Source organism: Nitratiruptor tergarcus DSM 16512 (assembly GCF_027946175.1).
Lineage (GTDB): Bacteria > Campylobacterota > Campylobacteria > Campylobacterales > Nitratiruptoraceae > Nitratiruptor > Nitratiruptor tergarcus.
Map to the genome: position 1 here is coordinate 437,590 of NZ_AP026671.1, position 12,083 is coordinate 449,672.

A 12,083-nucleotide genomic window follows, 5' to 3' on the forward strand; every position below is an offset into this window, starting at 1 on the left:
CAAACTCCTTGGGTATAATGTATAAGCTATTTTATCACAAGGAGTATTGATGCCATTTGGTTTTGTGTGCAAGAAAGATTTTCCCTTGCTTTGCGATCTCTATGAACTGACAATGGCCCAAATCTACTTTAAAAAGGGGATGAATCAAAGGGCTGTATTTGATTTTTTTATTCGTCCAAATAAAAAAAGAGTCTACTATGTAATGGCTGGTTTGGAGCAGCTTCTTTACTATTTGGAGCATTTACGTTTTGGCAAAGAAGAGATTGCATACCTGCGCTCTTTGGGGATTTTTGAAGAGGAGTTTTTAGAGTATCTTAGCCATTTTCGCTTTAGTGGAGAGATGTGGGCAGTAGAGGAAGGAGAGATTGTCTTTGCTAATGAGCCTCTTGTAAGTGTAAAAGCTCCTTTAATTGAAGCGCAGATTATCGAGACATTTCTTATCAATACACTGCAGCACCCTATCCTTGTTGCTACAAAAGCTGCGCGCTGCTATAGTGTGGCACAAGGTACAGTACTGGTTGATTTTGGTCTTCGCCGTGCACATGGAACAGATGCAGGAATGAAGGCAGCAAGAAGTGCATACATTGCGGGTTTTGCTGGTACATCCAATATGCTTGCAGGCAAAAAGTTTGGCATTCCGGTCATTGGAACAATGGCACACTCCTTTATCTTAGCGCATAAAAATGAAATAGAAGCCTTTAAAGATTTTTTAGCGCAGTATCCCGAGAATGCAGTTTTACTTGTTGATACTTTTGATACACTGCAAGGTGTAAAAAACGCTATTAAAGCAGTGAAGAGCATGGGTATGAAGCATTTTAAAGGCATAAGACTCGATAGCGGAGATATAGCAACTCTTGCAGTGCAAGCAAGGAAGATGCTAGATAATGCAGGGTTTAAGGATACAAAAATCATCGTAAGCGGTGGACTCAATGAGTATAAGATAAAAGAGTTACTAGAGCAAAAGATCCCTATTGATGGCTGGGGTGTGGGAACTGAGCTTGTAGTGAGCGCTGATGTGCCTTATCTTGATTGTGCATATAAACTAGTAGAGTATGCAGACAAGCCAAAAATGAAACTGAGTCCTCATAAAGTTACTCTTCCAGCACAAAAGCAAATTTTTCGTTTTGAAAGCGGTGGAGAGTTTCAAAAAGATATTATAGATCTTTTTGATAATTCACATGAAGGATCAAAAAAACTGCTGCAAAAAGTGATGGATAATGGAGAAATCTGCTATGAGCTTCCATCTTTACAGCAGATACAGGAGTGTTTTAAGCACAATATAACAATGTTGCCCAAAAAGTTTTTAGACATTACATCTGATGAACCATACGTTCCACAGATTGGAAAAGCCTTACAAGATCTGTGCGAAAAACTTAAGACTCCATAATTTTTTTCAGTTCTTCTCCATCAATCATCTCTTTTTGAATAAGTGCTTGAGCTACTTTTTCTATTTTGTCCCAATGTTTATCTACCAACTGCTTTGTCTCTTTTGTGGCTTTTTCGATCCAATAAGCAATGCGCTCTTCTACCTTTTTTTTAAAGAGCTCTTTGCTCACATTTTGGTTGAGCGTATCGATATGTATATAGCCTATCTCCTCATCCATGCCAAAAGTTGCCACTAAATTGTATGCTTCCCATGTAGCTTGCTCCAGATCTTGCATGGCACCTGTATCTTCGCCTTCTTCTGGGAATTTTTTCATTTTGGCTATGCGACCAGCAAGTGCTACGCAGATATCATAGAAGAGCTCTTGTTTTGAAACGTTGGAGATAAACTCATCGCTATAAGAGACAAAGCCTAGAGTCTCAGCACGGGGCGTTACTGTTACTTGCTCTATCTTTATATCTGGTAAAAGCAGATAACTCAAAACTGCATGACCAGCTTCATGGTAGGCAGTTTTTTTGAGATCTTTTTCGAGATTTCTTATACGCTTTTTATCAATTTTTTGCCCATATTTGACATTATTGATCTGCTCTATGAGGATCTCTTCTGTGATGACTTTGAGATTTTTTCTAATTACATACAAAGCTGCCTCTTTGGCAATGCGTTGCATCTCATAGCCACTAAGCCCAGACATATAGCGAGCAACTTTATTAGGATCAATTTTGCCATCATTTGGCATCTGTAAAATCTTTTGTATAAAAAACTTCCTCGCTTCCATATCGAGTTCTGGAACTTCAATGAGAATATCGATCCTCTCAGATGCAAGGAGATTTTTGTCAATACTATCTTTATTAGTTGCAGTAACTATAGTAAAGACATACTCATCATTTTGCACTGCATCTATTTCATGTATAAGTGTCTCATATGTAGGTAAGAGATCAGACTGTATATCGATTTCATCAAGAAAGACAATTGCTGGAGAGAACTCTTTTGCCTTCTCATAAGCAATATGAATGAGATTTTGATCAAATATATCCAAGCCTTGCAAAAGGACATAAGGCATATTTGCCTCTTTTGCAAATGCGTAAGCTAAGAGAGTTTTGCCAACGCCTTTTGGCCCATAAAGCAGCATCCCCTTTGGTAGATTGATGCCAAACTCTTTGACAAGATCAGGATTTTTTACAATTTTTATGATCTCTTTGAGACTATCTTTAACACTTTTTTGTCCTGCTATATCTTTAAAAGATATGGTAGAGTATCCAATTTTAGGCTTTTCTGTAGGAGAGATATAGTGTGGAAGTTTTTTGATATGCACTTTTTTAAGAGTAGCAATGGCAGTAGAGTTTTTTAAAGAAAAATCCCACTCTAAAGATATAGTTTCATTCTTTTTAATAAGTGTTTGCAAGAAGTTTTTATCTACTTTTTGTAAAAACTCTTTTGCTTCCGGTGCTACATCGAATGCTAATTTTTGTATATCAGGGAATTTTTCAAATATTTTATAAATGATATCAATGAGAAGATCAGGAATTTTTTTGCTTACACGTCGTGCATTAATATAGGGAGCAAAAGAGAGAGTCAAAAATGCTGGAAGTTTTTTATCATGAATTTCAATAGAAATAGCTAGTTGTTCTTGAAGTTGTCGTATACTTTTTTGCAAGGTTCGTGAAGCTATTTTTATAATTGCTTCAAAACTAAGATGAGAAAAGAGGATAATATAGTTTTGTGCCATTGCTGAGAGAAGCTCAGGTGCAATAGCACTCTCTACAATATCGTAAATAAGTTTTGTCTCTTTCGCTATATATTCTATGATTTTTGCCTGAGCTTGAAGAGGATCTTTTTTGTAAAAGCGTAAAAAATCCTCTTTTTTGAGAAGATTTGATCCCGCAGTTGTAGTAAAAATAAAAATCGTCTCTTGAAGTTGTGGAGCAGTTTTAATGAAGTTTAAAATGGCAAGCTGAATAATATTATCCGCTTTGTCTATATCTTTGAATACAACAATTGCTTTTGGAAATTTTTTGACAAATCCTTCAAGGGAGCCGTGAGGGCCAAAGAGTTTTTTTTGATCATTGGGATCTGTATATTCAGCCATATCGAATATTTTGAGATTATCATAGCCTGGAAGATTTTTTGCTAGAAGTTTTGCAAGATAGACTTTACCGCTGTTGTGAGGGCCGATAAATGTAAAGAAGGCTTTGAAATTTTGAGAGGTACCACTAAGCTCAATATGAAGCAGGGCGTTAATAATATCTTCAATGGCTTGATCTTGTCCAAAAAGATTTTGTTTAAGAGATTTTTTTAGTGTTTCATATTTTTTAAATATAGTTTCTTTTTTCATTAAACTCCCATTATCACGATTGTATAATGAATTATAGTAAAATATGCTTCAATGAGACTAAGGAATGCGAATGAAAAAAGCTGCTTTGCTCTTTTTACCATGGATCCTTTTTGCCAAAGTCCATATGGTAAAAGTAGAGCCTTTTATGATCTATCACTACAAAGCTGCAGCAAGTGGCGAAGTGGTTTTAGCAAAAGATAGCAAAGAAGCCAGAGTTGTAGAAGATGAAGTACTTGTCAAAATAGATGATAAAATCGATAGGAAAACCCTTGTTACGCTGCAAAAAAAGTTGCAAGTTTTGGAAAAAATCATTGCAATAACCCGAAAAAATCTACAAAATACACAAGAGATTATGCAGATAAAAGAGGGCAATTATGTTCGTATAAAAGATCTCAAAACTAAATCTTCATTTGAAAAGAATATGCGAAAAGCAGAATATCTTGCAGCAAAAAGTAGTTATTTAAATCTGCAAGAGAAGTTGCAAAACCTGTTGATACAAAAGGCTGATATAAAGCTACAAATCGCAAAAACCAAAGATATAATTGCAAAAAAGAGTTTGCGAGTGAGCGGTTATGTCTATAAAATTTATCCCAAAAGAGGTGATTTTGTCAATTTTGCTGCACCACTTTTTGATATTGCAGATATATCAAGAGCAAAAGTAGTACTCTATCTTACACCAGAAGAGATGCAAGATATACAAAATAAGAAGATTTTTATTAATGGCAAAAGAAGTAACGCGAGGTTTTATAAGATCCAAAGAATTACAGATCAAAACTATATAACGCAATATCGAGCCGAGGTTATAATACCGGCACCAAAAATTTTTGGAAAATTTATAGAAGTGGAGATACGATGAAAACAGCTTGTCCATTAGATTGTTATGATGCATGTAGTGTGGTATTTGAGAATGGAAAACTTTTAGGAGACAAAACACACCCTTTTACAAGGGGGCATTTGTGTTATAAACTCAATCACTATTTCGATTACCCACAGTTGCAAAGTGCCTACTTTGAAGGTGAGCAAATCAGTTTGGAAAAAGCTCTTGATATTTTGGAAGAAAAGATTAAAAGTAGTCAAGAGATCCTCCATTTTCGAGGAAGCGGTAATGTTGGAAAGATGCAATCTATTACCGATCTCTTCTTTGCAAGTATTGGAGCAACTTTGACTGAGGGGAGTCTATGTGATGCAGCGGGACAGTTTGGAATTGAGCAAGGACGAGGGAAAAACCTCATTTTACCACTCGAGCAGATAGAAAAAAGTGAGCTTGTAATTGTCTGGGGACGCAATATCGGCTATACAAATCACCATATTTTGCCATATTTGCAAGGTAAAACCCTGGTTGTTATTGATCCAGTCAAAACAAATCTAGCCAAAAACGCAGCGATGCATTTGCAGATTACTCCAAGAACCGATTTGGAGCTTGCTTGTATGCTTGCACGCTTTGTTTATATGCAAAATAAAGAGGATGAAGCGTTTATTGAGGAGCATACTGAAGATTTTAATTTTTATGCCGATTTTATTAAAAGCTATCGCATGGTACCAACAACAGAAAAAATTGGGGTAGATTTACTAGATATTGCAACATTGGCTGAGCTGATGATGGAGATGAAAACTGTCATTTTGGTAGGCAATGGTGTGCAAAAGTATGCCCATGGCACGGAGGTTGTGCGTGCGATCGATTCACTTGCAGCAATGTTAGGACTCTTTGGAAAAGAGGGGTGTGGTGTAAGCTTTTTGGGTGATACTTCTCTTGGGCTTGAAGATCCTTTTAGAGTTAAAGCTAGAAGAGTCCCTAAAGCTGAGGTCGATTTTGGAGCGTATGATATTTGCTTTATTCAAGGATCCAATCCTGCTGTAACGATGCCTAGTAGTAAACGAGTGCAAGAGGGGCTTAAAAAGAGTTTTACTGTTGTTTTTGGACTTTATAGTGATGAGACAGCACAGCTAGCAGACCTTGTCATTCCAGCTAAAAACTTTTTGCAAAAGAGTGATATTCGCTTTAGCTATGGACATGAATTTGTGGAGCTTATGCCAAAGTTGCAAGAAAATGAAAATGCTTTAAGTGAGTATGAGTTCACAAAAGAGATGATGGGAAGGTTTGGTTTAGGTGAGTTGAAAGCTGAAGAGGAGTATATAGAGATTTTTACTCAGCAGCTGAAGAAAAAAGGCGACTACTTTGTTTTGCCAAGTTATGAGGAACTACCATATAAAGAGGGCTTTGATGAGTCTTTCTGTTTTATCGATGAAGTAGAGGATGAGTTTGATATGTTGCAAGAGGGATACTATCTCATAACCCCAAAAGCAAAAAATGCTATTAACTCTCAGTTTAAACGAGATCCTTACTTGTATGTGCCTCTTCGTAGTGGATTGCATGATGGTGATAGAGCAGTGGTGAGCAGCGAATGGGGTGAGGTAGAGATGGAAGTGAGGCTTTTAGCAGAGCTTAGAGATGATTGCGTTTTAGCATATGCAGGGAGTGCTATAAATTTTGTAACACCACCCCAGACAGATCAACATGGTAATAATGCGATTTTTCAAGAGGTGAAGGTAAAAATTCAGAAAGTAAAGGAATAAGATGCATTTGAAAGAGATTGATCAAACCTTTGTGCTTCATACCTATGCAAGAAACTATGTGAACTTTGTTAAAGGCAAAAATGCAAAATTATATGATGAAAGGGGCAAAGAATTTATCGATTTTACCAGTGGTATTGGGGTAGTGAGTGTAGGACATGGTAATAAAAGATTAGCAGATGCTATTTGTGATCAAGCGCAAAAGATCATTCATATCTCAAATCTCTATCTCATTGAGCCACAAGCATTGCTTGCAAAGCGTATAGTGGAGCTGAGTAGCTATGATATGCGGCTTTTCTTTGCAAATAGTGGAGCAGAAGCAAATGAGGGGGCTATTAAGATTGCAAGAAAGTATGGAGAAGTTGATGGGAAAGTGAAGCGCTATAAAATCATCACCCTTAAACACTCTTTTCACGGTAGAACCATTACTGCCCTCAAAGCCACCGGGCAAGAGGCGATGCATACCTATTTTGGTCCCTTTCCTGACGGTTTTGTCTATGCTGATTCAATCGATCAAATTCCAGATTTAATAGATGATCATACTGTTGCAGTTATGATAGAGCTTATTCAAGGAGAAGGTGGTGTTGAGCCACAAGATAAAGAGGCAGTGCAAAATCTGGCAAAACTTTTAAAGCAAAAAGATGTTTTACTAATTATTGATGAAGTGCAAACAGGAATTTATCGCACAGGAGAGTTTTTAGCTAGTAATCTCTATGAGATAGAGCCTGATATCATTACACTTGCCAAAGGTCTTGGCGGTGGAGTGCCAATAGGAGCAGTTATGACACGCCTCAAAGATATTTTTAAACCAGGTGATCATGGAAGCACATTTGGTGGAAATTACCTTAGTACAAGAGCTGCTTTGGAAGTAATCGCAATTTTAGAAGAGTTGAAAGCAAGTGGAAAGCTTGATGAGCATTTTATCTATTTCGAAGAGAGATTAAAAGAGATAGCGAAAAAGTATGCAGCACTCTTTGAGAAAGAGGTGGGATTTGGAATGATGCGAGGTTTAAGAGCAAAAAGTGCCGAAATTCAAGGAAAAATTATAGAGGAAGCTTTCAATGAAGGATTATTGGTGCTGAAAGCTGGAAGGAATACTGTTCGCTTTTTACCACCTTTGACCATTACCAAAGAGGAGATGGATGAGGGATTTAAAAGATTTGAAAAGGCTTTAGAAAGGGTAGCAGTTGCTTAAAAAAGTAGCTTTTCTTTCTTTGCCTCTATTGTTACTAGCGCAAAATGGACTTATCTCCAAACTCAAAGAGCAAGAGATTGAATTGGATAAGAAAAAGAGTATTGTAGAAGCCAAAATACTGCACGATAGCTGGATCAATCCTATCAATATGCGTTATACCTATCAAAAAGGGGATCAATACCCAAATCAGCTTTTTAAATCCTTTTCTATACAAGTAGACCAGCCAATCTTTAAAAGTGGTGGTATCTACAAAGCGATTCTCTATGCCAACGCGAAAAAAAGAAGTGCTCTTTTTGGTGTACAGAGTAAAGAAAAATCTTACGTTTTTCGCTATATCCGGCTTGCACTTCAATATAAGCAGTTACAGCTTTCTATTAAAAAGCAAAAACTGCTCATTGAGAATGCAAAACTTGATATCTTGATCAAAAAAGATCAATATCTTCATGGAGAGATTGATAGCACCTTTTTAGATAACGCTATTTTAAATAAAAACCGCCTGGCTATTGCTTTGATAGATTTGGAAGATAAATTGCAGCAGACTAAAAAAGAGATAAAAAATATAAGCGATCTTGATCCAGATAGCGCACAGATTCCGAGATTTACCCTCATTCAAAGAGCTGAGTTTTTACAAAAAAACCTGTCTTTAAAACAAAGTCAAGCCGATATAGAAGCTAATAAGAATTATGCTTATATGAGTATTGCAAGATATCTACCCAGTTTGTCTCTCTTTGCAAATTATAACTCTCAAAAAATGCAAGGAAGCTTATATGTTCCTGGATATAAATATAGTGATAGCTACAAAACATACGGTTTTCGTATAAGTATGCCTCTCTTTGATATCAACGCCTTGCGCAATATAGAATCAGCAAAGATTGATTATCTCAAATCCAAAAACCATCTTTTACAACTGATGCGTGAAAAAAGAAATTTTTATAAAACAAGTTTGCATTCATTGAAGCTTCTTGATAAAAAGATTGCTTTAACCAAAGAGGACTTGGGGCTCTATGAAGGGCTTTTGAAGGACACAAAAGATCGCTTTGAAGCTGGAGAGAAGACAAAATATGATGTACAGATTATGCAAAACTCTTTAAAAACGAAAGAGCTTGATCTCAAAATCTTCGATATGCAAAAGCAGATCATTTTGAGTCAACTCTATCAAGAGATGAGTGATGAAAAAATTTAGTGAATTTATGCATGAGTGGCTCTATGCCAAAGATGGCTACTATGCAAATCAGATGCAAATAGGCAAAAGTGGAGATTTTTTTACATCTGTCAGCGTTACGCCCCTTTTTGGAGGAGCGATTGCTAAATATATTTATTCTCATATTCAAGAAGGTAAACTCTCGCCAACTGCAACTATCATGGAGATAGGTGCTCACCAAGGATACTTGTTAGCTGATATTATCCAGTTTCTTTATACCTTTGAACCAAATCTTATAAATACGCTTCAATTTGCGATTGTTGAACCAATAGAAAAGTTAAGGAATCTGCAAAGCAAATATATGCAAGAGAGTTTTGGTTATGCGATCAAGTTCCGTCACTACACTTCTTTGGATGAAGTAAAGCAAAAAGAGGCTTTTGTGGTGGCCAATGAGATTTTTGATGCATTCGGCTGTGAGCTTCTTTTTAAAGGAAAACAAGCTTATGTAAATTCTGAGTTTCAAATAGAGTGGAAAGAAGCCGATCCAAATATTTTAGCATTAGCTAAAGAGTTTGGGCAAATAAAAGGAGAGATTGCAATAGGATATGAGGAGTTTGCTCAAAAAATGTTTAATGCATTTGAAAAAATTGATTTTATTACCTGTGACTATGGAGATTTAGAGGTAAGAAACGATTTTAGTATCCGTGTCTATACCAAACACCAGGTCTATCCATTTTTTGATGAAAAGCTAGATATCAAAAAAGTTTATAAAAGAAGTGATATTACCTATGATGTCAATTTTTCTCATCTCAAAAAGGCCTTTAGTGAGGCTGGATTTGAAATAGTTTCGTATAAAACACAGTTAGCTGCTCTTGTGGAGTTTGGTATAATGGATCTTTTAGAAGAGATTCTTGAGAGAAAAGGTTATGAACTTTATAAACAAGAGCTAGAAAAGGTAAAAATCCTCATAAGCCCTTCCCAAATGGGAGAGCGGTTTAAGATGATCCATTTTGCTAAAAGATAAAAAGAGCCAAGCGATAGGCTAAAAAAGAGACAAAGTAGGCAAGAATAGGCAGGAATGTTATCTCAAAAAGCATCAATCTCCAGCCAAACTCCTCTTTTATTGCAGCCATGGTAGATACGCAAGGAATATACAGCAGTACAAAGACCATATAAGAGAAAGCTTTTGCAGCTGTAGTAAACTGCTCACGAATTTTTTGTTTCAATACACTTGGTTCTGTTTCAGTGGAGAGTGTTTGTATTTGCATTGTAGCGATATTTGATAAAGACATTTTAATTGCACGCCAAAAAGAGAGTATCTGCTCTTTAAAATCTTCCAACCATGAATTTTTTGCTACCTTTTTTTGCACATTTTCCACCCCATAAATAGTGCCAAGACTTCCTATAACCACCTCCTTGGCCAAAGTGCCAGGTATTAATGCGGCAACTGGTTCCCAGTGATCTCCAAATCCTATCGGTTTAAAAAGTGGTGCGACGGTTTTAGCCGATCTAGCTAAGTAGGATGTTTGAGGAGTCGATGAGGGAGGCAGAGTAATAATAGCCCACAAAATGATAGATGCTAAGACAATAACAGTTCCAGCTCTTATGACGAAATCCGTAAGCCTTGGTTTCATCGAGCGCCATATCGCTTTGAGGGTAGGCATATGGTATGTTGGAAGCTCTAAAAAGAATGGTTTTGACTCCTCTTGTGGCAATATCTTGTTTGCAATAGATGCTATCAAAAATGCGATGGCAATACCTAAAATATATAATGAAGTAATAATAAGTGCTTGATGGTGAACAAAAAAGAGTGATGTAAAGAGTGCATAGATAGGAAGTCTTGCACTACAACTCATCAGAGGTATCATCAAAGCTGTAATAATTCTCTCTTTTTTAGATGTTAGAGTTCTTGTAGCATAAATAGCTGGGACATTACAGCCAAAACCTACAATTAAAGCGATAAAAGCACTCCCTTTTACTCCTAACTTTTGTGCGAGACGATCTAGTAAAAAACTGACCCGTGCCATATAACCGCTCTCTTCTAGCAGAGCCATAAAAAAGTACAAAAAAGCCAAAAGTGGCAAGAAAGAGAGTACAAGACCTACGCCACTTATTACTCCATCTATAATCAAAGAGCTAACCCATAAAGGCAAAGAGTGCATTGTAGATCGCAGATGAGGTGCTAGAAAATCTTCAAAGAATCCACTCATCCAGTCAACGAGTGGGGCAGAGCCATCGAAAGTGATCTTAAACATTAAAAACATAAGTAGGACAAATAATGGTAATCCCCATATTTTATGCAGCACTAAATTATCAATTTTGTCACTAAGAAGGACTCTGTCAATGAGAGGTTTATGAAGTGTTTGATCTAAAATCTTATCTATTTTTTGGTATCTGTCTTGAATGATAAACTCTTTGACACTCATGCCCAAATGCTCTTGCAGTCGTTTACGCGCTTGATTTGCAGATGCTACAATAGATGGATCTATGGTTGAAACCTTTTGTACAGCAAAGCTATCTCCTTCTAAAAGTTTGATAGCTAAAAAGCGTTTAATATCGCAAGAGTAGTTTTCTAGCTTTTTTATTAAAAAGGATATCTCTTTTTCTATATGTTCTTGATAAGGAATAATCTTGGGCTTTTTATCTTCTTTTACTGCTTGATAGATCTCCTTTAAAAGTTTTTTTGTCCCAATACCTTGAGAACCAATTGTTGGAATACACGTAATTCCTATAATGGTTTCTAGTTTTTTAATATCGAGCTCATATCCTCTTTTACTAAATTCATCAAACATATTTAAAGCTACGACCATAGGCTTTTGCAGATCGATGAGCTCTAATGTTAGATACATATTGCGTCTTATATCTGTAACATCTATCACATCGATAATGCCATCAATATTTTCGCTGCAAAGTGCATTACGTGTGATTTTCTCTTCTAAAGAATAGGGAGTAAGTGTATAGGTGCCGGGAAGATCTACAAGATAGATCTCTTCTCCTTCATATTCAAATCTCACCTCTTTTTTCTCTACTGTTACACCAGGCCAGTTGCCTACTTGAAGATTGCTCCCTGCAATGCTATTTATAAGTGCTGTTTTTCCGACATTAGGATTTCCGACAAAGGCGATACTAATCATCTTTTTCCTTAAAAAGCTCCACTTCTATCTTGCTCGCCTCACTTTTTCGTAGAGCAATATGGGTATTTCCTATTTTAATCTCAATTGGATCACCAAACGGGGCAATGCGAACCACTTCAATGGGTGTATTTGTGAGTGCGCCAAGCTCTAGAAGTCTATCTTTAAGCTCACCAATAGCTCCAATCTTTTTGATTATACCTTTCTCTTTTGGTAACATTTGTGAGAGGAGCTTTCTACTCATTTTTTGGCTTTTTCGATAATTTTCTTAAGAAGATGTTTCATACTGGCAAGCCTTTTTCGTAAATTTTAAATTTCATATAAAATTA

General features: G+C 36.4%; 9 protein-coding genes. 6 read left to right on the forward strand and 3 right to left on the reverse strand.

The genetic code is table 11. The features are described from left to right. The first annotated feature begins 49 nt into the window (after positions 1-49). Positions 50-1,387 (forward strand): nicotinate phosphoribosyltransferase, encoded by a 1,338-nt coding sequence (locus tag NITER_RS02395; RefSeq protein ID WP_084276132.1) that lies wholly within the window; start codon positions 50-52, stop codon positions 1,385-1,387. Here NITER_RS02395 and NITER_RS02400 read toward each other — a convergent pair. Then, entirely contained in the window at positions 1,374-3,716 is a 2,343-nt protein-coding gene (locus NITER_RS02400; protein ID WP_084276130.1) for an AAA family ATPase, read from the reverse strand. The genes NITER_RS02395 and NITER_RS02400 overlap by 14 nt on opposite strands. A gap of 70 nt (positions 3,717-3,786) precedes the next feature. On the opposite strand from NITER_RS02400, the gene NITER_RS02405 reads away from it, so the two are divergent. Genes NITER_RS02405 through NITER_RS02425 form a run of 5 tightly spaced genes read left to right on the forward strand, consistent with a single transcriptional unit; the run spans position 3,787 to position 9,647 of the window. Beyond that, positions 3,787-4,572, forward strand: a complete 786-nt coding sequence (locus NITER_RS02405; RefSeq protein WP_084276128.1) for an HlyD family secretion protein — start codon at positions 3,787-3,789, stop codon at positions 4,570-4,572. Further along, positions 4,569-6,290, forward strand: a complete 1,722-nt coding sequence (locus NITER_RS02410; protein WP_084276126.1) for a molybdopterin-containing oxidoreductase family protein — start codon at positions 4,569-4,571, stop codon at positions 6,288-6,290. Before NITER_RS02405 ends, NITER_RS02410 begins: the two co-directional genes overlap by 4 nt. Position 6,291: 1 nt before the next feature. Then, positions 6,292-7,482, forward strand: a complete 1,191-nt coding sequence (locus NITER_RS02415; protein WP_084276125.1) for an aspartate aminotransferase family protein — start codon at positions 6,292-6,294, stop codon at positions 7,480-7,482. Continuing rightward, entirely contained in the window at positions 7,475-8,665 is a 1,191-nt protein-coding gene (locus tag NITER_RS02420; RefSeq protein WP_084276124.1) for a TolC family protein, read from the forward strand. Before NITER_RS02415 ends, NITER_RS02420 begins: the two co-directional genes overlap by 8 nt. After that, positions 8,652-9,647: an SAM-dependent methyltransferase gene (locus tag NITER_RS02425; protein ID WP_197685324.1), complete on the forward strand. Its 996-nt coding sequence runs from the start codon at positions 8,652-8,654 to the stop codon at positions 9,645-9,647. The genes NITER_RS02420 and NITER_RS02425 overlap by 14 nt, the downstream gene beginning before the upstream one ends. Here NITER_RS02425 and feoB read toward each other — a convergent pair. Together feoB and NITER_RS02435 are read right to left on the reverse strand one after the other, a co-directional pair. Beyond that, entirely contained in the window at positions 9,637-11,757 is a 2,121-nt protein-coding gene (gene feoB, locus NITER_RS02430) for a ferrous iron transport protein B (RefSeq protein ID WP_084276123.1), read from the reverse strand. The genes NITER_RS02425 and feoB overlap by 11 nt on opposite strands. After that, on the reverse strand, positions 11,750-11,998 hold the full coding sequence (locus tag NITER_RS02435) for a FeoA family protein (RefSeq protein ID WP_197685323.1): 249 nt from the start codon (positions 11,996-11,998) through the stop codon (positions 11,750-11,752). The genes feoB and NITER_RS02435 overlap by 8 nt, the downstream gene beginning before the upstream one ends. Positions 11,999-12,083 lie beyond the last annotated feature (85 nt).